The sequence below is a fragment of the Sorangium sp. So ce363 genome (assembly GCF_051520435.1).
GTDB lineage: Bacteria > Myxococcota_A > Polyangia > Polyangiales > Polyangiaceae > Sorangium > Sorangium cellulosum_B.
Map to the genome: position 1 here is coordinate 641,472 of NZ_CP150333.1, position 25,451 is coordinate 666,922.

Sequence of the window (25,451 nt, forward strand, 5' to 3'; positions counted from 1 at the left end):
CGGGGAGCGCCCGGGCGGCGGGGGCCTAGGGGCTGACGCGGGACGCCAGGTAGCGCGCCACATACGCGCCGATCACGCGCGCGTCCTCGCGCCAGCGGCCGCCGGGCTTCAGCTTGTCCGCGTCCGCGGAGCTCAGGCTCGTGTTCGGGATGGGCGACGCCGTGCGGCTCGAGAACTGGACCTCATCGAGCACCCGGCCGTCCGGCGTCGTGAGCCGGAGCGTCAGCCGGATCTGGCTCGGGGCCGAGGAGACGACCGCGTAGAAGCCTGGATTCATGTAGCCGATATAGGGCTTGATCACGAACGGCGCCGACGTGTGGCCGTCGGACGGCGCGACCTCGATGCCCTCCTCCTGGGCGGCGGCGACCAGGGCCTTCGTGAACTCCTCGTTGATGGACTCCTTGTCCGCCACGAAGCGCTGGTGATCGTCCGCGTCCTTGCCGGCCAGGTACTGGTCCTCGCGCTGGTCGAGGATGAAGAGGCCCACGTAGTCGATGGGCATCAGGGCGAAATACCGCTGGCCGACGAACGTGTCGGGGCTCGCCTGGGTCACGACGCGCCAGCGCGGCCCGCACCCGGCGAGGGCCGCGAAGCCGAGCAGCGCGGCCGCGATGAAGCTGCGACGGTGCATGAGGGTCTCCTTCAGAGGGCCCGCCTTGTAGGCCATGTCCGAGCGAGCTGGCAAGGGCGGCGCAGCGCGCCGCGCCCGGGCGGGCCGGTCCGGCGCGCCGCGCCCAGGCGGGCCCGTCCGGCCCGCCGCGATCACGCGGCGGCGGCCCGCGCGCCCCCTCCGACCCGGACGGGGCAGGCGGCCCGCGCATTCGATCGATGGCGCGCGCGGGCTCGCCCCGCGCTCGCGCGCGCTGTGCAATGGGCGGACAGGACCGGAGCTGGCCTGTCGGATGCATGTTCGATTCGACAGCTGCAATGGCCACCTCGTACGAGGATGCCTTTCTATCGACGTTGGAGGTAAACCCATGATCCCGAATTTCGTAGCCGGTCTCTTCAGCATTTTGCCCATCTTGGTGCTCCCGTTGCTCGGCGTCGATCCGCCGGAGGACGCGGGTGGCAGCGGCTCGCAGGTGGGCGAAGGCTCCGAGCTGGAGATCCCAGGCTTGCCCGGGGAGGGCGCCTCGCGGTTCGGCTATTCGATCTCCTGCATCGAGGGCAGCACGGGAAAGAAGACCTTCCTGACGGAGGACGACTTCTGCAGCGCCCTGCGCGACGAGCAGGTCTGCTCCGAGAGCGCGGCCATCTTCGCGCTCTTCCACGGCTGTCCCTGAGCGCCCGCGCGGCGGCGGTACAAACCCTTGACATTCGAGGGGGGCCTTGCTCTTCCTAGCGAGCGCGGACCGCCCCGCGCGGCCCTCCCCCCACAAGGTCGCGCGCCTCGGAGGCTCAGATCGTGACGAACCTCTATCTCATCCGGCATGGAGAAGCGCTGGTCAACGTGAACCATATCGTGGGCGGGATGCGCGGGGACACCGGGCTGACGCAGCTCGGCGTCCTCCAGGCGGAGCGCCTGCGCGATCGCCTGGCCGCGACGCGCGAGATCCCCGCCGACGTCCTGATCGCCAGCACCTATCGCCGGGCGCAGCAGACGGCCGAGATCGTCGCTCCCGCCCTGGGGCTGCCCGTCACGCTCGACGACGAGGTCCAGGAGCTCCGCCCCGGCGAGGCGGACGGGATGCCGGTCGGCGAGGCGATGGTGCGCTACGCGATCGATTTCGAGCGCGAGCCGTACCGGCCCGCGAGCCCCGGTGGCGAGAGCTGGGCTCAGTTCATGCTGCGGGTCTCCGTCGCCCTCGATCGCGTCACCCGTGAGCACGAGGGGCGGACGATCGTCGTCGTCACCCACGGCGGCTTCATCGACGTCGCGTTCCTCCACTTCTTCAGGATGAACGCGCTCGCCTTCCCGAGCGCGCACTTCGCCACCCGCCACACCTCGCTCACCCACTGGCAGCGAAGGCGGCGCTGGGGTCGGGCCGAGGCCTGGCACCTCATCTATTACAACGACAGCGCGCACCTGCGCGACGTCGAGCGGACCGTGCGCATCCCCTGGGCGGAGCTCTCCACGCTGGCGCCGAGGCTCGTGGATGATCCGTCTGGGCCGCCGTCCTCCGAGAGCGGCGAGGGGCGCTAGCACGCGCGGCCAGGCAGACAGGCAGCCGCCCGCCCGCGGTCCCTCCCGGCCCTCGCGCTTGCGCCTCCGCCTCGGGGCGAGCTACATGACCCGTATGATGGGTCCCGTTCACGCAACCTTCCTCATCGCCGCTCCCGACCAGCCCGGTCTCGTCGCGCGACTCGCGGGGTTCTTCTACGACATCGGCCTGAACATCATCGACGCGAGCAACCACACCGATGCGTTCATGGACGAGGGCCCGCGCTTCTTCATGCGTCTCGTCGTCGATCTGTCCGGCCTCGCCTCGCCGGCCGCCGTCGCCGCCCTGGGCGGCTCGGCCACCCGCGGCGCGATCGAGGCCGCCTTTCGCGAGCTCGCCGCGTCGCTCTCGGCGCGATGGTCGGTGGAATACAGCGATCACGTCCCGAAGATGGCGATCCTCGTCACGAGGGATCCTGCGTGCCTCTACGATCTGGTGCTCCGGCAGCGCGCGGGCGAGCTTCGCTGCGAGATCCCGCTCGTGATCTCCAACCACCCCACGCTCGAGGCGGTGGCCGAGAGCTTTCGAATCCCTTTCTTCTGCATCCCGATCACCCCGGAGACCAAGCGCGAGCAGGAGCGTCAGGTGCTTCACCTGCTGAAGAGGCACCATGTCGATCTCGTCGTCCTGGCGCGGTACATGCAAATCCTCTCCGAGCAGATGCTCGATGAGGCGCCGCCCGTCATCAACATCCACCACGGGTTCCTGCCCGCGTTCCAGGGCGCGAAGCCTTACCACCAGGCGCACGCGCGCGGCGTGAAGCTCATCGGCGCGACGGCGCATTATGCGACGCGGGACCTGGATCAGGGGCCGATCATCGAGCAGGACGTGGCGCGCGTGAATCACCAGATGGGCCCCGAGGAGATGACCCGGATGGGGCGTGACGTGGAGCGGCTCGTCCTCTCTCGCGCCGTCCGGGCGCACCTGGAGCGGCGGGTCATCGTCGAAGGCCGCCGCACCGTCGTTTTTTAGAGCGGCGGTCACCCGCTTCGGATACGGGCCCATCTCGACGTTTTCGGTGCTCAGCGCACCGGAGTGCGCTTGCGCGCCGAAAACGCCGATCTGGGCCCGTCTCCTGTGCGGGAGACCGTCGCTCTGCTCGGCATGGTGCAGAGGGGGGCGGAGACCGCTGTGGATCTCCAGACAATGCCCCGACCGACCCAGGCCGTGGGACAGTCGGGGCAATCTGGGCGATCGAGCGCGGGGGAGGTGCGCGCGGCCGGGCGCGCTCTCCTGGGAGCCCGATGAGCGCGCGCGCGAGGCGTTACGGCCGGCCCTGCTGGCCAGGCGCGGTGATCTGGCCTTGCTGGCCGGGCGCGAGCTGCCCGAGGACGGCCGACTGGCCATAAGCGCCCGACTGGGAGATGGCGGCCTGGCCGAGGCCGGCCTGCTGACCAGCATAGCCCTGGATCCCTTGGCTGGATTGCTGGCCGGAATAACCGCCGAACCCGGCCTTGGACGGCACCTGCCCGGGGAACATCCCGGCCTGGCTCGGCACGAGCGCGCCCTTGCCAGGGAACACCTCACCCTTGCTGGGCCCGAGCGCGCCCTTGCTCGGTCCGAGCGCGCCCTTGCTGGGGAACATCCCGGCCTGGCTCGGCACGAGCGCGCCCTTGCTGGGGAACATCTCGCCCTTGCTCGGTCCGAGCGCGCCCTTGCTGGGGAACATCTCGCCCTTGCTCGGTCCGAGCGCGCCCTTGCTGGGGAACATCCCGCCCTTGCTCGGGCCCATCTGGGCCTGTCCGGGCGCGAGCTGCGCCGCGCCCATCCCCAGGTATCCGCCTCGCTCCTCCTCCAACGCTTGCTCGACGGCCCCGATCTCGTCGTCACCGAGATCGCTTTGATCGAGGTCCGCGTCGTCCGTGTTCACCGCACAACCGGCGGCCAGAGCAGCAAAAAGAAATGCAGGCACCAGCATCTTGCTATGCATCGACATGATCGTTTCCCCCCGATGTCCGCGAGGGCCCACTAGGCCCAGACATCTCGGCTCACCGCAGAGCAGAGTGTGTGCCTGGCGGAGCTGTGCAGACGTTTCCGCTCCCGGCGTGCTTGACGTCCGCGAGGGCGTCAATGCAGCGCGCTCGCGCGAGCGGCGCCCCGCAGCGGAGCCCGCGCGATCCGGGCCGAGCGGATCGTCGAGGAGCGCTCGTTCCCCTTTTCTCCGGCGAGAGGACGTGTCGGGTCCAGCCAGGGCGCACCAGCGGCCCGGCGCGCCCGGTGAAGCCCTGACGGCAGGCCGCGCTGCGCTGGTGGCCCCGCCCTGCTCAGGACGCTCTGGGGTGCGTCGCGCGTGGCGCGCTGGCGCGCTGGACGGCGCGTTGGAGCTTGGTTTGTCCGCCCTGGTCGCAGTTCGTCAGCGAGGCGCCGCGCGCCCAGGGCGCACCGCCGCGCAATCGCGGGGGGCGCGTCCCCTGCGCGTGCGGGACGGGCGGGTCACGCCTCGGGCTTCTTCCCGAACAGCCACTTCTTCGCTTCGTCGTCCATCGGCTGGCTCGCGTTCCGCAGCTCATTTCCGACCGCGAGCCCGCGCTCGACGGCGGGCCTCGCGCGCACCGCATCGAGCCACCGCTTGAAGTTCGGGAGCTCGTCGGCCGACACCCCGTACCGCTCGTGCGGCATCGCCCAGGGATAGCTCGCCATGTCGGCAATCGAGTACTCGCCAGCCAGGAAAGGCCGGTCCGCGAGCCGCTTGTCCATCACGCCATAGAGCCGGCGTACCTCCTTGGTATAGCGCTCGATCGCATAGGGGATCTTCTCCGGCGCATAGTGATTGAAATGGCCCGCCTGGCCGCTCATCGGTCCGAGGCCGCCCATCTGCCACATGAGCCACTGGGTCACCTCGTAACGACCGCGGACGTCCGAGGGGATGAACTTGCCCGTCTTCTCCGCGAGGTAGAGCAGGATCGCGCCCGACTCGAACACGGAGATCGGCGCCCCGCCGCCCGGAGGGTCGTGATCGACGATGGCGGGCATCCGGTTGTTGGGGCTGATCGCGAGGAACTCCGGCTTGAACTGCTCGCCCCGCCCGATGTTGACCGGGACGAGCTTGTAGGGGAGGCCCGTCTCCTCGAGCATTATGCTGATCTTCCAGCCGTTCGGGGTGGGCCAGTAATAGAGATCGATCATCTTGCGCTCCGTGTCCGTGGGCCGTCGCCGATCGCGACGGCGTGCTGTCTCAGGCGATGGATCGTGTCTGCCGGGCGCCGCGCCGCTTCGCGCTGGCGTCGCCCGGCTCGTCGGACAATCGGTGGCACGTCGCCCCGTGGGGAGCAACCGGCGATTGGGCGCGTCGCCTCAGCGCGGCGATCCCGTCGGTTCGCGCGCGGGCCTCGCCCCGTCGACGAGCGCGCGCAGCGCCGCGATGTGCCCGGGCCCCGTCCCGCAGCACCCGCCCACGATCGTGGCGCCCGCCTCGAGCCAGCGGCGCGCGAGCTCCGCATAACGCGCGGCCGCCGAGCCGCGCTGGTCGACGCCAACGCCCCAGCCGAGCCCCTCGGCCTCCGCGCCCGCGTTCGCGTAGGCCCCGAACGGGACGCCGCACGCCGCGAGCCGCTCGATGTGCGCGAGCGTGCGAGTCGCCGGGGTGCAGTTGACGAGCACGGCACTCGCGCCGCGGGAGGCCGCCTCCCGCGCGGCGAGCCCGATGTCCTCGGGCGAGAGCAGATCCGACCCCGGACCGGCCGTGAACGACACCCATGCTTCGACGCCCGTGGCGACCGCTTCCTCCAGCGCCACGAGCGCCTCGCCGATGTGCGGGAACGTCTCGCAGAGGAGGACGTCGACGCCCGCGCTCGCGAGCGCCTGCGCGAGCTCGCGGTGCTCCTGCCGCGCGTCGGCCGGGCTCAGGTCGGGCCGGTAGCAATCCTCGATCGGCGCGATGCTGCCGGCGACCCGGTGCCGTGGGCCCTCGTCGCGCACGGCCTCGCGCGCCAGCGAGACCGCGCGCGCGGTCAGCTCGGCCCAGGCGGCGCCCGCCTGCCTCCGCCTGGTGCGGAACGTGTTGGCCGTGTGCACCGTCGCGCCTGCGCGCGCGTAATCCCGATGGATCGCGCGGACCACGTCGCGGCCGCGCGCATCGAGCAGGGCCGCGGCGCTCCAGAGCGGCGCAGGCGTCTCGACCCCGCGCGCGGCGAGCTCGGTCCCGAGCGGGCCGTCGAGGACCACGATGGCAGCCTCGGCGGACACAGCAGCTGAACCGAGCGGCGATCTGGCCACGTCCTCCATGTAGGCTCCGGTATGTCCGCGGCCGGTTTCCACGGCAACCCCTGAGTCGGGTCATGGCCCGTCTGCGGCTCGGGGTAAGCGAGGCCCCGCACGGTGCACCGTCCCGACCACTGTGCGGCAGAAAGAACGATGGAAATCTCTTTCGCGCCGGGAAATTACTTGCCAGGTATGGGGGGCCTGCGGCACCGTTGAAATGAATTCATCTTCCCCTCATTCCACTCGACTCGCCGGAGTCGTGGGGTCCGACAAGCAAGCGATCGTTTGCAGGAGCGACGCAGGACCGACATGGGGGAGCTCCCGCTGGCCCGCGCGAGGCCAGGCGAGCGCCGTCAGTGAGCCCATAAGAAAGGAACGCCATCATGATTCGACAGTCCATCCGTTCTTCCAAATCGCTCGCTCTCAGTGTTGCGCTTGGCGTCATCGCAGCGGCCGGGTTTACCGGATGCGGCGCGTCGGAGGAGGCTCCCGTCGATGACGCGGTGGCGCACGAGCGGATCACCCAGGCGGAGGTCTCGAAGGCCCTCGAGACGAGCGAGTTCCTGAACCTCGACATGAGCCGAGACACGGTCTACGCCCTCGATTACTCGGGGGGGGCCATCGACTACGCGCGCATCAAGCTCTCCACCGGCAACGGCAAGGAGATCTTGCTCTCGGAGCAGATGGCCGCCATCGAGCAGGCGGACTACGGCGACTACCCGGCGCCCGTCCTGACCGAGGCGTCGGACGATCGGTTCAGCATCTCCTCGGACGAGTCCGCCTTCGGGAAGCTGTCGGAGAGCGAGCTCGACCAGCTGAGGACCGACGGGTTCTTCTACTCCGAGGAGCCCCCGTCCGCCCCCGGGGCGAAGCCGCAGAGCACCGACCCCGACTGCATCCACGCCTACTGCGAGGTATGTACCGACAACACGACCGGCGGGCGCCCCGAGACATGGAAGCCGGGGACCTACACCTGCTACCTCATCGAGCACGTGTGGTGCTGAGACGCGCCTGACGGACTCTTTCCCCCCTCGCAGGGCCTCGTTGATGCGTTCGCTCTCGGTTTGGTGCGCTGCGCTGCTCGCCCTCGGGGGCACAGCGTGCGGAAAAGACGGGCCCGTGCTCCCGAGCGGCCTTCCCCGGCCGCTCGCGGGGATCTACATGGACTTCGGCGCGGCGCCGGAGGAGGGCCGCTTCCGCGCGCTGATGGGGTTCCCGACCCGGGATGTCCCCGGGCTCGAGAGCGCGATCGAGGCCATGTACGATCCCGGGAAGCCGGACACGTTCCGGAAGTACATGTCGGTCGAGACCTGGATGGAGCGCCACGCCCCGTCCGAGAGCGACGTCGCGGCCGTCGAAGACTGGCTCGTCCAGCAGGGGATGGAGATCCGGCGGCGGTCCAAAAACCGGCTCCTGCTCGAGTTCGCGGGCACGGTCGAGCAGTTCAATACCGCGTTTGACACCGAGCTCCGCGACTTCGAGCGCGAGAACCCCGCGGCCGGCGGCAAGCCGCTCCGCACGTTCGGCGCGCTCGATCCGCTCAGGCCGCCGCAGCGGATCATCGACCTCGCGTCGGGCGTCATCTCGGTCGAGATCCCCGCCGACACCGATCCGCTCCCGGCCGAGGGAGGCGCGATCGAGACGGACCCTCCGCCGGAGCCGGAGCAGGGGTACACGCCCGCGCAGATCGCGCGGGCCTATGGAGCCGAAGCGCTCCACACCGCCGGCCACAGCGGGCAGGGCGTGAAGCTCGGCGTCGTTGTCGGGGCGACGTTCAAGACCCGGGATCTCCAGTCGTTCTGGCGGTCGTTCGGCGTCTCGCGCGACAACCCCGAGGAAGTGGTCACCGCGGATCCGATCTCCACGCGGTATGTCGAGAGCACGCTGGACATGCAATGGTCGGGCGTGATGGCGCCCATGGCGGAGCTCATCGCGTACCAGGGGCCGGACGCGCGCACCCACTCCATCCTCTATGCGTGGAACGAGGCGATCGCTGCCGGCGAGGTGTCGGTGCTCTCGACGTCGTTCGCGCACCGCGAGGAGACGGAGGCGCAGCCGATCCGCGAGCAATACAACGAGGCGGCGCGCATGGGCGCGGCGCTCGGGATGACGATCGTCGTCGCGAGCGGCGACTCGAGCAGGCCCGACGTGCCGTCGTCGAGCCCGTATGTGACGTGCGTCGGCGGGACGGTGCTCGAGCTCGGCGACGGCGGCGAGGTCGCGCGCGAGGTGGCGTGGAGCGGCTCCGGCTCGGGCCGATCGCGCGCCTTCGATACGCCGTGGTGGCAGGAGAGCGTCGTGACGGACGCGCAGGGCACGCGCGCGGTCTCCGACGTCGCGCTGAGCGCGTCGTCGGACTCCCCGTACTGGCTCTACTTCCTGGGCGAGTGGGATCAGCGCGGCGGCACCTCGTTTGCGGCGCCGGTGTTCGCCGGGCTGATGGCGTCGGTGAACAGCCACCGGATCGCGCAGGGCAAGCCCGTCGCCGGGTGGCTGAACCGGGCGCTTTACACCGATGCGGGCGTGCAGGCCGCGTTCCGCGACATCACCGAGGGCAAGACCCCCGAGGGGTTCAGCGCGGGGCCCGGCTGGGACTATCCGACCGGCTGGGGCGCTCCGCTCGCGGACAAGCTCGCGGAGGCGCTCCCGTAGGAAAGCGTCATCCTCTGGGTCGGATGGCGCCCCCCGTCGCGTTCCTCTTCCTCTCGCTCGTGTCGCTTCCGCTCCTTGCGGCGGCGGCGCTCGGCTGTGACCGCCCAGGCCGCTCCGCCGGTCCGGCGCCCGCGCCGCCCAGCGTCGCGCCCGCCCCGGCGCGGGAAGAGGCGGCGCAGGCCGCGGACGGCGGCGCGACACCGGTGGCCGCCGCCGGGGACGCGGCGGCCGCTGCTGCGGGGGCTGCGCCGCTCCGCGCGGACGCGCCGTTCGTGGAGCTCCCTGTCGAGGGGTTTCCGAGCGCCGTGGTGTCGGTGCCGATCGGCGCCACCGCGCGGCGTCCCGTGCTCATCGCGTCGCACGGCAACTACGATCGGCCCGAGTGGCAGTGCCAGGTGTGGCGCGACATCGTGGGAGACGGCGTCTTCGTCCTGTGCCCGAGGGGCGTCGCGCGGCCCGATTCGCCGTCGGCGAGCGACGTCCGCTTCACGTACGAGAGCAACGCCCGCCTGGAGCAGGAGATCGACGCGGGGCTCGCGGCGCTGCGGGCGCGCTTTCCCGAGCACGTGGATCCCGGCGCGGTGCTCTATACAGGCTTCTCGCTGGGCGCGATCATGGGCTCTGCGATCGCCGCGCGCCGGGCGGCGCTCTTCCCGCGCCTCGTGCTGGTCGAGGGCGGACACGACAAGTGGACCCCGGCGACGGCCAAGGCGTTCGCGGACGGCGGCGGGCAGCGGGTCCTCTTCGTGTGCGCGCAGGCCGGGTGCGGCGGCGCCGCTGCGGCGGCCGCGGCGCGCCTGGAGAAAGCGGGGGTGCTCGCTCGCGTGGCGCGCAGCAAGGAGGCCGGCCACCGGTACGACGGGCCTGTGGCCGAGGAGACCCGAAGAGCGCTGGATTGGCTGATCGACGGCGACCCGCGCTGGTAAACGCCGCTCGGCGACGCGAGGGGGAGCGCGCGCGTTGAACTGCCGCGGCTGCTCGGCGGGTCGAGACGTCGCGCCGCGGGCGATCTGGTCGGCGGGCGGGCTCTGAGCTAGACGAGGCCCGTTGCTCGTCATGGCTTGCTCTTTCCCGGATGCGCGCGCGCGCCGCCGCAGTGGTCTGGATCGGCTGCGGCGCGCGTCGGCGCTCGCCGCGTCGGCGCTCGTGGCGGCCTGCGGCCCGGGCGAGGAGCCGCCGGGGCGCTCGGCCGCCGCGCAGCCGGCGGCCCTGGAGCCGGCGCTCGCCGCCGCGGGCGTCGTGGAGCCGCTGGACGGCGGCGCGGCCGTCGAGGCCGAGCCCGCGGCGTCCAGGGAGGCGCTGCGGCCCGGGCGCGGCGACAAGCTCGCGAGCATCGCCATGCGCACGTTCGTGCACGCCGCGCCCGAGCGCGGCGCGCTCAAGCTCGGTTACCTCCGGGCCGGCGCGCTCGTCGAGCGCGCCGCGGCGCCGTCGGGCGACGCGGGGTGCGCCGGCGGGTGGTACGCCATCCATCCCCGCGGCTTCGTGTGCGTCGGCAGGGGCGCCTCGCTCGACCTGGACCACGAGATCGTCGCCGCGACGCCGGCCGGCCCGCGACGGGGCGAGCCGTATCCGTACCGGTACGTCGTGTCGCGGAAGCCGCCGCCGCACCTCTATGTCCACCTGCCCAGCGAGGCCGAGCAGCGGCGCGTCGAGGGGCGCTCGCGCGCCCAGGGCACCCCCGCGTGGTCCCGCCGCGACGAGGCGCTCCTGGGCGAGCCGGAGCCGCTCACGCCCTTCTTCGCGAGCCGCCGCGACCTGCCCAAGCCGGTAGGCGCTGCCGAGAAGGTCCGCTTCCCCGCGCACCGCGGGCGCGCGCGGGCCGACTCGGCCTTCGGCCTGATCTCCACCTTCGCGTGGACCGGGCGGCGCTTCGGCCTGACGACCGAGCTCGACCTCATCCCGATCGATCGCACCTCGGCCGTCACCCCCACGGCGATGCGCGGCGTGGAGGTGAAGAGCGAGGGGACGCCCGCGTTCGTCATGCACCACGGGGTGCGCACGCTGAAGCCGGACGCCTCGGGCGAGCTCAAGCCGGACGGCTGGGCGGCGCACCGCTCCGGCTGGGTGCTCACCGGCAAGACGGCCGCCGGCGGCGCCTACGCGGAGACCGACGCGGGCGTGTGGATCCCCGCGTCCGCGCTGCGGGTCGCGCGGCTGGGCCGCGACTTCTGGGGGCACGCGGCGCGCGGAAGGAAGTGGATCGACATCTCCATCGAGCTCCAGACGCTGGTCGCCTACGAGGGCGAGCGCCCCGTCTTCGCGACCCTCGTCTCGACGGGCAGGGGCGAGCTCGGCGATCCCGCGACCACCAGCGCCACCGTGCAGGGCACGTTCTTCATCCGCGAGAAGCACGTCACGGCGACGATGGACGGCGACGAGCTCAGCGAGTCGTCCGTCGACCTGCGGGACGTGCCCTATGTCCAGTACTTCCACAACAGCTATGCGCTGCACGGCGTCTACTGGCACGACGCGTTCGGCAAGGTGCGGAGCAGCGGCTGCGTGAACCTCGCGCCCGCCGACGCGGCGTGGCTGTTCGCGTGGACCGATCCCCCCGTCCCCGAGGGCTGGCACGCCGCGTTCAACGACAAGGGCGGGACGCTCGTGTACATCCACGCCTGACCGCGCGCGGCCAGGAGCGTGTAATACCGCCGGGCCGCGCGCGTCGGCCATGCATGCAACCCGGGACGATGCTGTTGGCGATCCAACTTCCTGCGCTGAGCTCTGGAGCGCTCGAGCTCAAATGCGGCATGAAGCCGCTGCGGGGCGCGGTCGCCCTCGGGCCCCGCACGTGATCGCACTCGCCACGCTGGAGCGGCTTCCATGAAATCACCTCACCTCGCCGGCCTGAACGCCCTGCTGATGCTCGTCGCTGCGCTCGCCGGCTGCGCGCCGCGCAGCCTTCCCGCGAGCTTCCCCGCGTCGTCTGCTGCGTCACCGCAGGCAGCAGAAGCTCCCTCGCCGCGGATCGGCGTCGCCCTCGCCGAGGATCCTCCGCTGCCCGGAGAGCCCGCCGCCGCCTGGATCGGGCTCGATCCGGCGCCGGGCGGCGGCGCCGATCCTCACCAGCACCATCACCATCATCACCACGGCCACGCGTCGGCCCGGACGCCGCCGAGCGGCCACGCGCCGGCCCAGGCGCCGCCGAGCGGTCATGCGCCGGCCCAGGCGCCACCCAGCGGTGACGCGCCGCCTCCGCCCAGGGAGCCCGCCCATGCGCACTGAACCCCGGCGCTCGCGCGCGCTCGCCGCGCGCCTCACCCCGCTCGCGGCGGGCCTCGCGCTCCTCTCCGCGGCCGGCTGCGCCGCCCCGTCGTCGACCGCCGACATGGCGCGGATCCGCGAGCTCTCCCGCGTCGAGCTCCCGAAGGGCGCGGCGTCGGAGGAGGTCGATCCGGCGCCGGCCGACGGCGCGCGCGCCCTCGGCCAGGCGCCGCGGCAGCCGCTCACCGCGGACGCCGCGGTGCGGATCGCGCTGCTCAACAACCGCGAGTTGCGCGCCGTGCTGAAGGAGGTCGGCGTCGCGCGGGGCAACCTCGAGCAGGCGGGCAAGCTGCCGAACCCGGAGATCGCGATCGGGGTCACGCCGCTGCAGGAGGGGGTCGAGCACGCGCACCTCGAGCTCGAGGTCGAGATCGACCTCACGTCGGCGCTCCTCTCGCCGCTCCACGCGAAGGCGGCGCGGTCGGAGCACGAGGCCGCGCGCTACCGCGCCGCGGGCGCGGTCGTCGATCTCGGCTACCAGGTGCGCGCCGCGTTCTACGCCGCGCAGGCGGCGGAGCAGCGCCTCGGCATCGCGAACCGCGCGCTCGACGCGTTCGCCGCGGCCCGCGACGCCGCCCGCGCGCTCTTCGAGGCGGGCAACGTCCCGGAGCTCGACGTGGCGACGCAGGAGGCGGGTTACGAGGAGGCGCGCGTCACGGCCGCGCAGATGGAGCTGGAGCTCCTCTCGCAGCGCGAGCGGCTCACCCGGCTGCTCGGCCTCTCCGGCGCGGCGACCTCCTGGACGATCGCCGGCGCGGTCCCTGCGGCGCCCGAGGCGCTCGCGACGCCGCCGCGCGCGGAGTCGCTGGCCTTGCGGGCGAGCCTCGAGCTCGCGGAGCTGCGCAGCCGGCTCGAGGCGGCGGCGGGGCGCGCCGGGGCCTTGCGCGCCGAGGGCTGGGTGCCGGACGTGGCGATCGGCGTGCACGGCGAGCGGGAGCTCGGCGCGAGCGGCGAGGCGCACGAGCACCCGTGGGTCCTCGGCGCCGGGGTCCGCCTCTCGCTCCCGCTCTTCGATCGGCGTCAGGGGGCCGAGGTCGCGCAGGCGGCGGAGTTCGACGGCCTGCTCGAGCGCTACCACGGCCGCGCCGTCGACGTCCGCTCGGCGGTCCGCGAGGCGCAGAGCCGGCTCCTGTTCGCGCACGCGCGCGCGCGGCACTACGCGCGCGTGATCCTCCCGGCGCGCAAGCGGGTGCTGGAGCAGACGTTGCTCCAGTACAACGCGATGCAGGTCGGGGTCTTCCAGCTGCTCTCGGCGCGCCGAGAGCAGCTCGACGCCGAGCTCGCTGCGGTCGAGGCGCTGCGCGAGCACTGGACGGCGAAGGCTGCGTTCGACGCGCTCCTGGCAGGGCGCCGCGTCGAGGCCGCGGGGGCCGGAGCTCCCGCGGCGATGCCGAGGGCCTCGGCCACCGGCGAAGGAGGGCATTGACATGGACCGACGTGCTTTCATCCACGCGGGCGGTCTGGCCGCCGGCGCCGCCATCCTCACGCAAGGGCTCGCCCATGCGCAGCAGCGCCCTGGCGCGCCGCCCGCCGCGGGCGCCGCTACGCCCCCGCCTCGCCGGACCGCGGCGCCCGGGGGGCAGCCCGCCGCGGTGACGCCGAACGGCAGCACGCTCCCGCTGCGCGTGGTGGACGGCGTGAAGGTCGGCCACCTCGTCGCCGGCCCCCTCGAGCACGAGATTGCCCCCGGCCTGAAGAGCGAGGTGTGGGGCTACAACGGGAGCACGCCCGGCCCGACCATCGAGGCGGTCGAGGGCGATCGCCTGCGCATCTACGTGACGAACTCGCTGCCGGAGGCCACCACGGTCCACTGGCACGGCCTCGTGCTGCCGAACGGCATGGATGGAGTCGCCGGGCTCACCCAGCGCCCGATCGAGCCCGGCGAGACGTATGTTTACGAGTTCGTCGTGCGGTATCCGGGGACGTATATGTACCACTCGCATTTCGACGAGATGACCCAGATCGCGCTGGGCGCGGTGGGGATGTTCGTCGTGCATCCGAGGAGGCCCAGGGGGCCGCGCGTGGACCGGGATTTCGTGCTGATGACGCACGAGTGGAAGATCAACGCGGGGGCGCGCCGGCCCGACCCGAACGCGATGAGCGACTTCAACGTCCTCACGTTCAATGGCAAGGCGTTCCCCGCGACGGCGCCGCTCGTCGTCGGCCGCGGCGAGCGCGTGCGCGTGCGCCTCGGGAACCTCGGCCCGATGGATCACCACCCGATCCACCTGCACGGCCTGTCGTTCCAGGTCACGGCGACGGACGGCGGGTTTGTCCCCGAGTCGGCCCAGTACCCGGAGACGACGGTCCTGGTCCCGGTCGGCAGCACGCGGGTCATCGAGTTCGTCCCCGAGGAGCCGGGCGACTGGGCGGTGCACTGCCACATGACCCATCACACGATGATGCAGATGGGCCATGGCCTGCCGAACATGGTCGGCGCCGAGACCCGCGCGCTCGATCGGCGGATGAGCCGCGTGATGCCCGGCTACATGACGATGGGGACCACGGGGATGGGCGGCATGGGCGAGATGCCCATGCCGATCCCCGCGAACAGCCTGCCGATGCGCGGCGGGGCCGGGCCGTTCTCGTACATCGACATGGGGGGAATGTTCACCGTCCTCAAGGTCCGCGACGATCCGGACAAGGCGGATCCGGCCGGGTGGTATGTGCACCCGGCCGGCACCGTGGCCGGGCCGGCGAGCGCCGAGCGGATGCGGGCGGACGGGATTGTCCCCGCTTCTGGAGGCAAGCCGGGCGGGTGAATCTCTCGACGTGAGCGAAGGCTCGCGATCGGCATCTCGTCCGCGCGTCGACTCGAGGAGGCCTGGGGCTCGGGTCGATCGCGGCGGCGCGGGTCGGCCGTCTCGATGGACACACGGGGCGCGGCCGATCGACCACAGGTCAGCCAAAATCTTCAGCGATTTCAATGAGCCAGAAGCGGTCCACGCCTTGCCATATCCGGTGGCGAGGCCGGGACGCCCCGGATCGCGGAGGAGTGCTTCGATGGCAATGAAGATGGCTCGACGGATGACGTTTCTGGCGCTTTGCACGGTCTCGCTCGCCGGCTGCGGCGAGCGTCACGACGCGCGGCCTCCGGCGCCGGCCGCTGCCGCGAGCCCCGCGGCGACGCAGTGCCCCGAGCCTGCAGCCGCCACGGCGGCGGCGCCCGCAGGCCTGCCGGCCGCGACGGTGACGGCGCCCGCGCCGGACGCGAACGTCGTGGCGGACAAGGGGGGCAAGGGGAGCCGTGAGGCCAAGGAGAAGGGGAGGGGGGCGGCGGAGCTGAAGGTGAAGCGGCTGGTGATCGCGGAGGGGGTGAAGGACCGCGAGCCGGTGGCGCCGGGGACGACGTTCAACGCGCCGGAGACACCGCGGCTTTATGCGTACCTGGAGGTCGAGAACCGGAGCGACGTGGAGGGCGAGGTGACGGTGGCGTTCGTCCCGCCGGGCGGCGGGGAGCCGGTCGGGAACGTGACGCTCGGGGTCGGGCCGTCGCCGCGGTGGCGGACGTGGGCGTTCACGCGCGGGGCGCGGAAGGCGGGGGAGTGGACGGCGGTCGTGCGGTCGGAGACGGGCGAAGAGCTCGCGCGCGCGCCGTTCGAGGTGACGCTGTAGCCGAGGGCGGCTGGGCGCGGGAGACGCCGGTCGTCGTCAGCGCGTCAGGGCGCGTCCTTCGGCGCTTCTCCCATCGCATCCCGTTCGAAGACGTCCAAGTACACCCGGTCGACGTCGAGCGCGCCGCCGAGGGACGACAGCTCTGCTTGCTCGCCCGGGCCGTGGATCCGGAGCAGCCAGCTGCCGTCTGGCTGCCGCGTGAACACCTCGATTCGCGGCGCCTTCTGCGATGCGAGCACGTACTCCTCGAGCGACGGTAGCGTCCTGTACTGGGCGAACTTGTCCCCTCGATCATAGGCCTCGCTGGAGTCGGAGAGCACCTCGAGGAGGACGCGTGGGTTCAGGAGCGTGTCGCGTTGCTCGTCTTCGAACTCGGGACGCGCGCAAACGACGGCGCCGTCGGGGTACACGTAGCGGCGTATGGCGGCGATCTTGACGCGCATGTCGGAGGTGAGCACCCGGCACCCCCGACCGCGGAGCGCGTTCCGCAGCTCACCGATGATGTTCGCGGCGATCGCGCTGTGCTCCAGCGTGCCGCCCGCCATGGCGAAGAGCTCACCGTCCGCGTATTCGTGGCGAAGCGGCGACGAACGCTCGAAGTCCAGGTACTCCTGCGGCGAAAGGCCGGTGCGGACCGCGGCTTGTGCCATGTCCCGCAGTTTCACCCGGGAGACGGAACGCGTCCACCGGTCGAGAGCTCCACGGGCGCAAGGGGGTGGGACCCTTCCTGCGGCGTCAGGCGGGCACGAGCTCGACGAGCGTGATCTCCGGTGGACAGTTGATGCGGACCGGCAGCCAGCCCCCGGCGCCGGCGTTGACGTGGAGGCGACGGCCCCGGTGCTCGTAATGCCCGTTGTGGTAGAGCCCGGCGGGCAACATCGGCGTGAGCGCGTAATCGCCGATCCGGCCGAGCGAGATCTGCCCGCCGTGCGTGTGACCGGACAGCATCAGATCGAACGGCAGCTCGCGCGCGGCCCGGAACGTGCCCGGGTGGTGGCTGAGGAGGACGCGCGGCGCGCCGTCGTCCCGCATCTGGCCGAGCGCTCGATCGAGTCCGTCTCGCGTCGGGCGCCGGGCGGGCTCTCCTGGGCGCGCGCGGCTCGGGTAGTCGATGGCGCCCATCCACAGGCGATCGCCGCCGAGGCGGACCTCCCGCGCCTCGTCGACGAGCACCTGGGCGCCCGCTTCCTCGAGGCCCTTCACGATCGTCCCCACGCTGGCCGACCGGGCGGCGATGTACTCGTGGTTACCCATGCAGAAGAAGAGCTGCCCCCGGGCGGGGCGCAGGCCCCGGAGCAGCCGCGCGGACAGCTCGAGCTGCGAGACGTGGTGATCGAGCAGATCGCCGGTGACGATGTGGATGTCCGCGCGGATCGCGTTCATGGCGTCGCGGAGCTCGTCGAGCCGCTCCGCATCCATGAAGCTGCCGACGTGCACGTCGCTGAGCTGCGCGATGGTGACGCCGTGCAGGCTCGTCAGCTCGCGGCGCACCGGCAGCGCGAGCCTCACGACGGCCGGACGCTGTCGCGACGCGAGCACGCCGCCCATCGACACCGCGACCGCCGCCGCGGGAAGCGCCCATGTCGCGCCGACGACGAAGCGGCGGCGGCGCTCATCGACGGCCTCCGGCCGGGCCTCGACATCGGCAGGCACGCGGATGTCCTGAGCGGCTGGATCGGCCTGAGCGCCGGCGCTGGCCTGCGCGTTCGTCGCAGGCTGGGCATCGGCCGCAGGCCGGGCGTTCCGGGGCGGCCGGAGCCGGCGGAGCGCCCGGACGGCCGCGCACGCGAGCGTGGCGAGCCCGAGGAGCAACCCATAGAGGAGCAGGCCCACCTGCGCGCCCATGGCGATCAGCGCCAGCGGCTCTGGCGCGTGGCGCTGGAGCGCGCGCAGCCCCGAGAAGCTCGCCGCGGCCATGAGCAGCGCCGGGAGCGCGGCCAGCAGCAGGCCCGCAGCGCAGAGGCCGCTGATCAGCGCCCCATGTCGAGGGAACGCCGCGCGCAGCCGCCGCCAGAGGATCAGGCCGAGGAGGCCGTTGACGAGCGTGACGACGAGGCCGCCGAGCTGGTACACGCGACGGAAACTAGCATCGCGCCGATCGCGCGTCCGGCCGCGGCCCCGCCGGCTGCGCCTAGGAGCCAGCCGCTCCGTCAGGCACCTCGGCGCTGACCGGGATCTCACGTGCTTCGAGCCCCTCGAGCGACGCCTTGCCCGAGAGCGCGTCGAGGTCGCCGCGCGCGTCCCGGAGGTAGCCATTGAAGAACGCGGCGAGGTAGCCCATCGCGATCGCCTGCTGCTCGCGCCGCGGGAGCCCGGCGTGGCCGTCGAGCGGCTCGGCGAGGCCGAGCGACGTCGTGTAGCCGAAGTGGTTCGCGCCGGGCAGGGTCACGAGGTGCTTCGGAGCGCGCGCGCGGTCGTAGAGCGACGCCGGGACCGCGGCGGCGATGGGGTCCGCGGTGCCGCGGACGACGAGCGCCGGCCGAGGCGCGAGCGCGTCAATGGATAGCGCGCGCTCGGGGGCGCCCGCCGGCGCGAGGAGCGCGAGGGCGCGGACATCGAACGGGCAAGCGGCGTCGAGCGCGAGCGCGAGCGCGGCCTGCGCGCCGAGCCCGTGGCCGAGCAGGCCCACTCGAGCGAAGTCGGCCAGGAGCGGGCCCCGGGAGCCGGCGCGGAGGTGCGTGAGCGCGTCCCGGAGCACCGCGGCGCGGCGCAGCGGCGCGTCGTCGGGCGTGAGCCACGAGAGATCGGGCGCGACGACGACGAAGCCCCAGCGCGCGAGGTGCGCCATCACGCCGGCGAGCTGGCGGTAGTCCTGGGCAAGACCCGCGGGCGACCCGGCGGTGGCCGCGCTCGTGGCGAGGCGCCGCTCGTGGGCGATCGCGATGACCGGGAACGGGCCTTCCGGCGAGAGCGGCGCCTCCTCGCCGTCCGCGGACGCGGGGTAGTAGAGCAGCGCGGCGCTCCGCGCGGGGCATCGGTAGAGCGCGCCCTGGAACGGCCACGTGTCGGGGTAGCAGGCGTCCGCCGACAGCGAGAGCGCGCCGATGCGCCGGAACCCCGCCCGGTGCGGCCCGGCGCGCAGCCGCGGCGAAGCGCCGGTGGGGAGCGGCGCAGGCGGAGGCGAGCTCATCGAGGGGGGCGGGCGAGAGGTCGTCGCTGCAGGCGGGCGAGAGGTCGTCGCTGCAGGCGGGCGATTCGTCGTGGCGGCGGGTGGGCGAGAGGTCGTCGCTGCAGGCGGGCGATTCGTCGTGGTGGCAGGCGGAGGGAGCGTCGCCGGAGAGGGGACATCTGCCGGGGAAGGCGACGTGTTGCCGATCGCGCGCTGCGACCAGACCGCGCCGTCGCGCGTCGCGTGGACGATCCGCCCATCGGCGCGCACGGCGAGCTCGATTCGCCCGAGCGGCCAGCTCTCGATCACCGATACCGCCTCGCACCGGCCCAGATCGGTGGCGAACACCGTCGGACCGCGGAAGCGGGCGCCGTCGTCACGGCTCCACCGCGCGAGCCCCACGCGCGCGAGCGGCGAGAACAGCTCGAGCGTCCCAGGTCCGCCGATCGTGCTCCGGAAGAGCGCCGGTGTCCCGCGGACCCCGGAGACCACCTCCTCCGGGCCGTGCCACGCAGCCCCGGACCCGGGAGAGCGCCGGAACATCACCAGGCGATCGCCGACGCGCGCGACGACCTCGAGGTCGCCGGGCGCGTTGGGTCCGTGCGGCGCGCCGGCCACGCGCTGGATCATCGCGACCGCCTCGAATCGACCGAGCCCCTCGCCGAAGATCACCGGGCCGCGCCAGCCGAGCTCCGCGGTGTCGTTGTCGCGGTGGTAGTGCGCGATCCCGCCGCGCGCGTGAGGCACCACGAGCTCGAAGTTGCCTTTGCCCCCGAAGCAGCCCTGAATCAGGGCGGGGTCGCCGGCCGCGCCCTCCGCGAAGAAGCGCGGCTCGCTCCACGACGGCTCGCTCGATGGCGCGCACCAGAACGCGGCCAGCCGATCCCCGATGCGCGCCACCGCCTCGAGGTGGCCTGGATCGCCGAAGTTGCTCTGGATGAGCGACACCGCCTCGACCGGGCCGAGGCCGCTGGCGAACGTCGCCACGTGACGCCACGGCCCGGAGGCCTCCTCGCGGCGGTGGTGCTCGACGCCGAACGGCGTGTCGGCGGCGGGCAAGACGAGCTCGAGCGTGCCGCGGGAGGCGCATTGCAGGAAGAAGCCGCTGGTCGTGGTGGGCATGGCGCTGACGGCACCCAATTTACCGGCGACGCGCCGCCGCGCCTACCGCAGCATCTCGGCGAGCCGCTCGCCCGTCGACGCCGCGAGCCCCCGGGCGAGCGCCCGCGGGTTCAGCTCGACCGCGACGGCCACCGCGTCCGGCGCGTGGGTGGCGAGCGGCGGCTCGACCGGCGCGTCCAGCCCGAGCAGGTGGCCGAACGAGCCGCCCGCCAGCTCGTTCCAGGCCGCGAGCAGCTCCTCCGAGGCGGCCTCCCCGCTCGTCGAGAAGTCGCCCGCCACCGCGATCGCGAGCGCGATCCCCTCGCGGGCGCTCGGCCTCGCGGCCGCGCCCACGGCGGTCGCCGCCGCGAGCAGCCCCCGCGCGCCGCGGGCGAGCTCCCCGTCGAACGGCCCCGGCGCGAACGCGCGCACGGGCGCCGGGCCGAGGCGGGCCTCGAGCGCGCGCAGCGGGCCGCCCGAGAGCGCCGCGGGCGAGCGCTTGAGGCGCCCGAGCGCGTACAGCGACGCGACGCGCGCCGGCCCGCGCAGCGGGCTGCCGCCGTCCTGCACGCAGGCCACGTCCTCGCCGAGCAGCACAAGCGCGTGCGGCTTCGTGCCGATGTCGCCCGTCACGCGCACGACGTCCGGGCGATCGAGCGCGCGCCGCTCCTTGCCCGTGAGCCGCCGCCGGAAGAGGCGCTCGATGGCGCGCGGATCGCCGCTGTGGCGCGCCACGTAGAGCGTGGCGTCGCCCGCCGGCCCCGCGCCCGCGTACGACGCGATCGCCGCCTCGCGCACCTGCCGCAGATCGACGCCGGTCGCGCGGGCGTGCCGGGCCAGGTTCTCCTCGGGCGCCACGAGCGCGATCGACGGGATGAGCCACGGCACCGCCGCGACCTCGCGGGGCCGGACGAGGATCAGCCACCTGAGCCCCGCCTGCGGCAGGAGGCGCGTCAGGTCCGCCGTGGCGAGCGGCGGCAGCGGCGGGCTAGGCCGGGCGGGCGGCCGCGGCGCGCCGCCGCACGAGGGCAGCGCGAGGCCGAGGGCGCAGCCCAGGACGCCGCCGAGCACGGCGCGCCGGCGAGGCGCTCGCCCGGGCGCGTTAGCCAACGACGAGGTAGGCGAAGCGGCGGTTCTTCGAGCCGACGCGGACCAGGTAGCGCTTCCCACGCTCGAGCTTGAGCTGCTCGTCCTTGACCACCTCGCCCTCGAGGTGCACCGCGCCGCCCTTCACGAGGCGCCGCGCCGCGGAGGTCGACTCGGCGAGCCCCGCCAGCGCCAGCGCGTTGCCGATCGGGATCGTGTCGCGGTCGCTCGCCACCTGGAGCTCCTCGATGTTCTCCGGCAGGCCGCCGGCCGCGACGCTGCGGCGCCGCTCGAGGGCCGCGCGCGCGTCCTCCGCCGAGTGGAAGCGGGCGACGATCTCCTGCGCGAAGAGCTCCTTCACCGCGATGACGCCCTGCTCGCCGCGGAGGACCGCCCCCCGCAGGGCGGCGATCTCCTCGGGCGGGCGCGACGACAGGAGCTCCATGTACCGCCAGATCACGCCGTCATCGACGAGCATCAGCTTCTGCAGCATGTCGAACGGCGGCTCGGTGATGCCGACGTAGTTGTCCGCGCTCTTCGACATCTTGGCGCCGACGACCTTCCCGTCCTCGACGCGCGCGTTCGTGCCCTCGAGGAGCGGCATCGTCATCACCATCTGGGCGCGCTTGCCGTAGCGGGGCATCAGGTCGCGCGCCACGAGCAGGTTGAAGAGCTGATCGGTGCCGCCGAGCTCGATGTCGGCCTCGAGCTCGACCGAGTCGTAGGCCTGGAGGAGCGGGTACATGAACTCGTGCACGTAGATGGGCCGCGCCTCCTCGTAGCGCTTCTTGAAGTCGTCGCGCTCCAGCATGCGGGCGACGGTGTACTTCGCGCAGAGCTCGATCATCTGCGTCGGATCGAGCTTGTTCAGCCACTCGGAGTTGTAGCGGACCTCGGTCCTGTTCTTGTCGAGGACCTTGAACGCCTGCGCCTGGTAGGTCTCCGCCGCGGCGACGACCTCCTCGCGCGAGAGCCGCGGGCGCAGCTCGTTCTTGCCGGTCGGATCGCCGACCATCGCCGTGAAGTCGCCGACCACGAAGACCACGTGGTGCCCGAGCTCCTGGAACTCCCGCATCTTCTGCATCACCACCGTGTGGCCGAGGTGGAGATCGGGTCGGGTCGGGTCGAAGCCGGCCTTCACGCGCAGCGGCTTGCCCTCGCGGATCCGCTCCTCGAGCTCGGCCCGGACGTGGAGGTCGACGACACCCTTGCAGAGGATCTGGAGCTGACGTTCGGCGGGGACCATGGGGGCCCGCTTCTACCGCGCAGCGGAACCGCCCGCCAGAGGGGCGACGCGCCTCGGCGCGCGCGGAGAGGGCGCAGGGAGCGACCAGGGCGCCGCGAGCGACGTCGTCACGCCGCCACGCCGTGGGGCGCGTCACGTCACGGACGCGCCGCGCGCCGCCTCATTCGTCGTCGGTCTCCTCGTCGTCCTCGTCCTCGTCGTCGTCGTCACCCGAGATCGCGTACGCGCGGCTCGCGTTGACGAGCTCCTTGAGCTCCTTGCCGACCTTGAAGAACGGAAGGCGCTTGGCGGGCACGGGCACCGGCTGGCCCGTGCGCGGGTTCCTGCCGCTGTAGGGCTTGTACGGCCTGACCGTGAAGCTGCCGAAGCCGCGGATCTCGATGCCTTCGTTGCGCTGGAGCGCCTGCGTCATCGCGTCGAAGACGCAGTTCACCACGAGCTCCGCTCGAGCCTTGGTGAGCTCCCCCCGTCCCGCGATCGCGTCGATGAGCTCGCTTTTCGTCATGGTCCACCTCCCCCACCCGAGCGGACCGCCGCCGGCGCTCGACTTGCCGCTTTCCACCGCAGAGCTCCAGGGGATGCGCCGCTCCAGGAGCCGCACGACAACAGAATCCTATGAAAAGCTCGCATGTTACGGGACTAGCGGTCAACCGAATTCCCGCCCACAACGGAGAGCGCGTCGAGCGCGAAGAGGGCTCCGGTTTCTCCCTGCCCGGTCTCTCCGGCCGTCGCCGCGTCCTCGCGGGCGAGGGCGAGCTCGATTCCGACGGCATCCTCGGGGATCGGATACGGCGGGAGCTCGGCGCAGGCGAGCGCCGCGCCGGGGGGGCTCGGCGCGGCGGGCTCGACCCGCCAGACGTGGAGCAGGGCGCCGTCGACGAGGAGGCGCACCTCGCCGGCGCCGTCGCCCGAGAGCGCCACGCGCGGGCTGATCCGGGCGCCGCGGAGCCAAGGGGCGGGCAGGCCGACCCGGACGACGGCCTCGCCGCGCCCCGCCGCGTGCACCGCGAGCAGGCGCCCGCCTGACGCGCACGTGCCGCCGGCGTGCTCGGGAAGCGCGAAGGCGCCGCGCTGGTCGCGGGGCGGCCACAGCGACTCGCCCTCGATGCGGGCCTCGCCGGGCGGCTCGGCGTCGAAGACGAGCGGCGTGATCGAGACCGAGGCGAGGCCGCCTCCGTCCGGGATCGCGAAGCGGTAGCGGTACGCGGGGGGGCGACCGCGGGCCTCCCACGCCATGCGGTCGATCGCGTCGCCCCGGTAGCGCAGCACCGCGACGTCCTCCGGGGCGGGATCGAAGCCGAGGTTGAAGCCGTGATCGGTGTCGACGAACACGAGGCCGCGCGAGACGCCCGCGCGCGCGACGGCGGCGGGGTCGAACATGGGCAGGCCGCCCTCGCGATCGCGGAGCGCGGCGTGGTCGAAGCCCGCGCGGAAGGCGAAGCCGGCGAGCGGGAGCGCCACCGCGAGGAGCGCTGCCGGGAGGAGCGCTGCCGGGAGGAGCGCGCCACGCCGGCGCGCGGGGCCGCGCTCCGCGTGCGCCGCCGTCGCCGCGCGCTCGGCGAGCGCGAGGGCGGCCATGGCGGCGAGGACGTGCTCCACCGGCAGCACGTCGGCGAAGAAGCGCGCGCCGCCTCCCGGGTAGTTGCCGTCGAAATAGAAGGGGGCGTAAGCGGCTACCTGGAGGAGCGGGGCGATCGCGAGGGCGCGCGAGCGCGGCCGCCGCCAGGCGATCACGGCGCCGGCGAGCACGAGCAACGCGAGCGGCTCGGCGTTGAGCGCGTCCACGAGGTGGAGCTTCAGGCGGCGCAGCGTCGTGCCGGCAGCCGCCAGAAAGCCGTATCCTTCCGCGAGGTTGTGACGGACGAAGTCGCCGTGCTCGCCGAGGCAGCCGACGCCGGCGCCGAAGCCGTAGCGGAAGCAGCCGGGCGGGCCGTCCGAGACCGCGTAGTACGCGGCCTGCGACGAGGCGAAGGCGCCCGTCGCGGCGCGCTGGTGGGCCGCGAGCAGCGCGAGGCCGGGGAGGGCGCCGATCGCCATCGCCGCGGCGAGCCGCGCGAGCCGCGGCGAGGGGCGCGGCGGCGGATCGCCCTCGCGCGGGCCGGCCGCCGCGCTCCCCGGCGCGATCGCCGGCAGGATCACGAAGGGCAGCGTCGCAGCGAGGGCGAGCGCGCTCGGCGGGCGCGTCGCCGCGAGCCAGCCGGCGGCGAGCCCGCCGAGCGCGGCGGCGCGGACCTCCGGACCGAGGGGCCCCGTCGCGGCGCCCGTCGATGCGGCGGCGCGGGCCTCGTCGAGCGCGCGCCGCGCCGACGCGAGCGCGACGGTGAAGCAGAGGGCCGCGAGCCCGTGCGACATCGTGTCGGCCGTGTGGTAGCGGAGCGCGGCGCAGAGCGCCGAGAAGAGCGCGGCGACGAGCGGAACGAAGCGGATCGGCGCGGCGCTCCCGGACGGGGCCGGGCCCTCCGGCGCGAACCGCGCGGCCAGGTCGTAGGTGGCGATCGCGAGCGCCGCGGCGAGCGCTGGGCCGACCGCGAGCGGCGCGCCCGCGAGGAAGCCCAGCGCGAGCAGGGCGGGGTAGCCCGGGGGGAAGAGGACCGCGACCTCGGCCGCGCCGCGCCCGGCCATCGCGTCGCTGCGGACGAGGAAGCGACCGAGCACGGAGGCCGCGGGCTCATCGAGGGGCCACGCGAGGTAGCCGGCCGCCATCGCGCGCGCCTCGAGCCAGTAGCTGGTCGCGTCGATGATGCGGGGGCCGCCCCGCAGGTAGACCGCGACGTACGCGGCCGAGAGCAGCGCCGCGACGACCGAGAGGGTCGCGGCGATCGCGGCGCCCAGGGCCGCGCCGGAGCGGGGCGCGGGATCGCGGCCCGAGCGCGCGGCGCCGGGGCGTGGAGGCGCGGGGCCGGCCCGCGCGGTGGCGGGCGAGCGGCGGAGGAGCCAGGCGTCGGCGAGCAGCGCGGCGAGGGCGAGCGCGAGCGCGATCCATTGCGCGGGGTCGCGGGGCAGGCCGGCGCGCACG

The 25,451-nt window shown here is 73.4% G+C and carries 22 protein-coding genes; 11 read left to right on the forward strand and 11 right to left on the reverse strand.

Annotated features, from left to right (window positions below):
• Window positions 1-25: 25 nt before the first annotated feature.
• Window positions 26-631, reverse strand: a complete 606-nt coding sequence (locus WMF12_RS02450) for a hypothetical protein (RefSeq protein WP_437862330.1) — start codon at window positions 629-631, stop codon at window positions 26-28.
• Between the two features lie 346 nt (window positions 632-977).
• Between WMF12_RS02450 and WMF12_RS02455 the strand changes: the two genes are divergently transcribed.
• From WMF12_RS02455 to purU, 3 genes are all read left to right on the forward strand, one after another.
• Entirely contained in the window at window positions 978-1,283 is a 306-nt protein-coding gene (locus WMF12_RS02455) for a hypothetical protein (RefSeq protein ID WP_437862342.1), read from the forward strand.
• Between the two features lie 122 nt (window positions 1,284-1,405).
• Window positions 1,406-2,143 carry a histidine phosphatase family protein gene (locus WMF12_RS02460; RefSeq protein ID WP_012233128.1) on the forward strand — a complete coding sequence of 246 codons (738 nt, stop codon included), beginning with the start codon at window positions 1,406-1,408 and terminating at the stop codon, window positions 2,141-2,143.
• 97 nt (window positions 2,144-2,240) lie between these two features.
• Window positions 2,241-3,134, forward strand: coding sequence for a formyltetrahydrofolate deformylase (gene purU / locus WMF12_RS02465; protein WP_437719484.1), 894 nt, complete (start codon window positions 2,241-2,243; stop codon window positions 3,132-3,134).
• A gap of 292 nt (window positions 3,135-3,426) precedes the next feature.
• Here purU and WMF12_RS02470 read toward each other — a convergent pair whose 3' ends face one another.
• The 3 genes from WMF12_RS02470 to WMF12_RS02480 all read right to left on the reverse strand — a co-directional run bounded on the left by WMF12_RS02470 (window position 3,427) and on the right by WMF12_RS02480 (window position 6,347).
• Window positions 3,427-4,092: a hypothetical protein gene (locus tag WMF12_RS02470; protein ID WP_437862363.1), complete on the reverse strand. Its 666-nt coding sequence runs from the start codon at window positions 4,090-4,092 to the stop codon at window positions 3,427-3,429.
• Window positions 4,093-4,595: 503 nt separating this feature from the next.
• The gene (locus WMF12_RS02475) at window positions 4,596-5,288 is read right to left on the reverse strand and encodes a glutathione S-transferase N-terminal domain-containing protein (RefSeq protein WP_437743998.1); all 693 of its coding nucleotides are present in this window, start codon (window positions 5,286-5,288) and stop codon (window positions 4,596-4,598) included.
• A 168-nt stretch (window positions 5,289-5,456) separates the two neighbouring features.
• Window positions 5,457-6,347, reverse strand: coding sequence for a homocysteine S-methyltransferase family protein (locus WMF12_RS02480; RefSeq protein WP_437862386.1), 891 nt, complete (start codon window positions 6,345-6,347; stop codon window positions 5,457-5,459).
• A 398-nt stretch (window positions 6,348-6,745) separates the two neighbouring features.
• On the opposite strand from WMF12_RS02480, the gene WMF12_RS02485 reads away from it, so the two are divergent.
• The 8 genes from WMF12_RS02485 (at window position 6,746) to WMF12_RS02520 (ending at window position 15,893) form a co-directional block, all read left to right on the forward strand.
• Window positions 6,746-7,366 carry a hypothetical protein gene (locus WMF12_RS02485; protein ID WP_437744000.1) on the forward strand — a complete coding sequence of 207 codons (621 nt, stop codon included), beginning with the start codon at window positions 6,746-6,748 and terminating at the stop codon, window positions 7,364-7,366.
• A 115-nt stretch (window positions 7,367-7,481) separates the two neighbouring features.
• On the forward strand, window positions 7,482-9,014 hold the full coding sequence (locus WMF12_RS02490; protein ID WP_437862412.1) for a S53 family peptidase: 1,533 nt from the start codon (window positions 7,482-7,484) through the stop codon (window positions 9,012-9,014).
• A gap of 23 nt (window positions 9,015-9,037) precedes the next feature.
• Window positions 9,038-9,940: a hypothetical protein gene (locus tag WMF12_RS02495; protein WP_437862426.1), complete on the forward strand. Its 903-nt coding sequence runs from the start codon at window positions 9,038-9,040 to the stop codon at window positions 9,938-9,940.
• Between the two features lie 130 nt (window positions 9,941-10,070).
• Window positions 10,071-11,636, forward strand: a complete 1,566-nt coding sequence (locus WMF12_RS02500; RefSeq protein ID WP_437862441.1) for a L,D-transpeptidase — start codon at window positions 10,071-10,073, stop codon at window positions 11,634-11,636.
• Between the two features lie 201 nt (window positions 11,637-11,837).
• Entirely contained in the window at window positions 11,838-12,239 is a 402-nt protein-coding gene (locus WMF12_RS02505) for a hypothetical protein (RefSeq protein ID WP_437862452.1), read from the forward strand.
• Entirely contained in the window at window positions 12,229-13,704 is a 1,476-nt protein-coding gene (locus WMF12_RS02510; RefSeq protein WP_437862473.1) for a TolC family protein, read from the forward strand. The genes WMF12_RS02505 and WMF12_RS02510 overlap by 11 nt, the downstream gene beginning before the upstream one ends.
• A 1-nt stretch (window position 13,705) precedes the next feature.
• Window positions 13,706-15,040 carry a multicopper oxidase family protein gene (locus WMF12_RS02515; RefSeq protein WP_437862504.1) on the forward strand — a complete coding sequence of 445 codons (1,335 nt, stop codon included), beginning with the start codon at window positions 13,706-13,708 and terminating at the stop codon, window positions 15,038-15,040.
• 241 nt (window positions 15,041-15,281) lie between these two features.
• Complete coding sequence (locus WMF12_RS02520) at window positions 15,282-15,893, forward strand: DUF2914 domain-containing protein (RefSeq protein ID WP_437862524.1); 612 nt, start codon at window positions 15,282-15,284, stop codon at window positions 15,891-15,893.
• A 44-nt stretch (window positions 15,894-15,937) separates the two neighbouring features.
• Here WMF12_RS02520 and WMF12_RS02525 read toward each other — a convergent pair whose 3' ends face one another.
• The 7 genes from WMF12_RS02525 to WMF12_RS02555 all read right to left on the reverse strand — a co-directional run bounded on the left by WMF12_RS02525 (window position 15,938) and on the right by WMF12_RS02555 (window position 25,450).
• On the reverse strand, window positions 15,938-16,543 hold the full coding sequence (locus WMF12_RS02525) for a Uma2 family endonuclease (RefSeq protein WP_437862549.1): 606 nt from the start codon (window positions 16,541-16,543) through the stop codon (window positions 15,938-15,940).
• 85 nt (window positions 16,544-16,628) lie between these two features.
• Entirely contained in the window at window positions 16,629-17,966 is a 1,338-nt protein-coding gene (locus WMF12_RS02530) for a metallophosphoesterase (protein ID WP_437862574.1), read from the reverse strand.
• A 58-nt stretch (window positions 17,967-18,024) separates the two neighbouring features.
• A complete protein-coding gene (locus WMF12_RS02535; protein WP_437862585.1) occupies window positions 18,025-20,124 on the reverse strand; it encodes an alpha/beta hydrolase in 2,100 nt (699 codons plus the stop codon).
• 42 nt (window positions 20,125-20,166) lie between these two features.
• A complete protein-coding gene (locus WMF12_RS02540) occupies window positions 20,167-21,213 on the reverse strand; it encodes a hypothetical protein (RefSeq protein ID WP_437862595.1) in 1,047 nt (348 codons plus the stop codon).
• Window positions 21,206-22,435 carry a tyrosine--tRNA ligase gene (gene tyrS / locus WMF12_RS02545; RefSeq protein WP_437761807.1) on the reverse strand — a complete coding sequence of 410 codons (1,230 nt, stop codon included), beginning with the start codon at window positions 22,433-22,435 and terminating at the stop codon, window positions 21,206-21,208. Before tyrS ends, WMF12_RS02540 begins: the two co-directional genes overlap by 8 nt.
• 160 nt (window positions 22,436-22,595) lie before the next feature.
• Window positions 22,596-22,940: an HU family DNA-binding protein gene (locus WMF12_RS02550; protein WP_437297590.1), complete on the reverse strand. Its 345-nt coding sequence runs from the start codon at window positions 22,938-22,940 to the stop codon at window positions 22,596-22,598.
• A gap of 134 nt (window positions 22,941-23,074) precedes the next feature.
• Entirely contained in the window at window positions 23,075-25,450 is a 2,376-nt protein-coding gene (locus WMF12_RS02555; RefSeq protein WP_437862640.1) for a hypothetical protein, read from the reverse strand.
• Window position 25,451 lies beyond the last annotated feature (1 nt).

What these genes read in the sequence shown, in the direction of transcription:
- WMF12_RS02450 (WP_437862330.1), bottom strand. Translation starts at nt 631, where the DNA reads ATGCACCGTCGCAGCTTCATCGCGGCCGCGCTGCTCGGCTTCGCGGCC.
- WMF12_RS02455 (WP_437862342.1), top strand. Translation starts at nt 978, where the DNA reads ATGATCCCGAATTTCGTAGCCGGTCTCTTCAGCATTTTGCCCATCTTG.
- purU (WP_437719484.1), top strand. Translation starts at nt 2,241, where the DNA reads ATGGGTCCCGTTCACGCAACCTTCCTCATCGCCGCTCCCGACCAGCCC.
- WMF12_RS02470 (WP_437862363.1), bottom strand. Translation starts at nt 4,092, where the DNA reads ATGCATAGCAAGATGCTGGTGCCTGCATTTCTTTTTGCTGCTCTGGCC.
- WMF12_RS02475 (WP_437743998.1), bottom strand. Translation starts at nt 5,288, where the DNA reads ATGATCGATCTCTATTACTGGCCCACCCCGAACGGCTGGAAGATCAGC.
- WMF12_RS02485 (WP_437744000.1), top strand. Translation starts at nt 6,746, where the DNA reads ATGATTCGACAGTCCATCCGTTCTTCCAAATCGCTCGCTCTCAGTGTT.
- WMF12_RS02495 (WP_437862426.1), top strand. Translation starts at nt 9,038, where the DNA reads ATGGCGCCCCCCGTCGCGTTCCTCTTCCTCTCGCTCGTGTCGCTTCCG.
- WMF12_RS02500 (WP_437862441.1), top strand. Translation starts at nt 10,071, where the DNA reads ATGGCTTGCTCTTTCCCGGATGCGCGCGCGCGCCGCCGCAGTGGTCTG.
- WMF12_RS02505 (WP_437862452.1), top strand. Translation starts at nt 11,838, where the DNA reads ATGAAATCACCTCACCTCGCCGGCCTGAACGCCCTGCTGATGCTCGTC.
- WMF12_RS02510 (WP_437862473.1), top strand. Translation starts at nt 12,229, where the DNA reads ATGCGCACTGAACCCCGGCGCTCGCGCGCGCTCGCCGCGCGCCTCACC.
- WMF12_RS02515 (WP_437862504.1), top strand. Translation starts at nt 13,706, where the DNA reads ATGGACCGACGTGCTTTCATCCACGCGGGCGGTCTGGCCGCCGGCGCC.
- WMF12_RS02520 (WP_437862524.1), top strand. Translation starts at nt 15,282, where the DNA reads ATGGCAATGAAGATGGCTCGACGGATGACGTTTCTGGCGCTTTGCACG.
- WMF12_RS02525 (WP_437862549.1), bottom strand. Translation starts at nt 16,543, where the DNA reads ATGGCACAAGCCGCGGTCCGCACCGGCCTTTCGCCGCAGGAGTACCTG.
- WMF12_RS02535 (WP_437862585.1), bottom strand. Translation starts at nt 20,124, where the DNA reads ATGCCCACCACGACCAGCGGCTTCTTCCTGCAATGCGCCTCCCGCGGC.
- tyrS (WP_437761807.1), bottom strand. Translation starts at nt 22,435, where the DNA reads ATGGTCCCCGCCGAACGTCAGCTCCAGATCCTCTGCAAGGGTGTCGTC.
- WMF12_RS02550 (WP_437297590.1), bottom strand. Translation starts at nt 22,940, where the DNA reads ATGACGAAAAGCGAGCTCATCGACGCGATCGCGGGACGGGGGGAGCTC.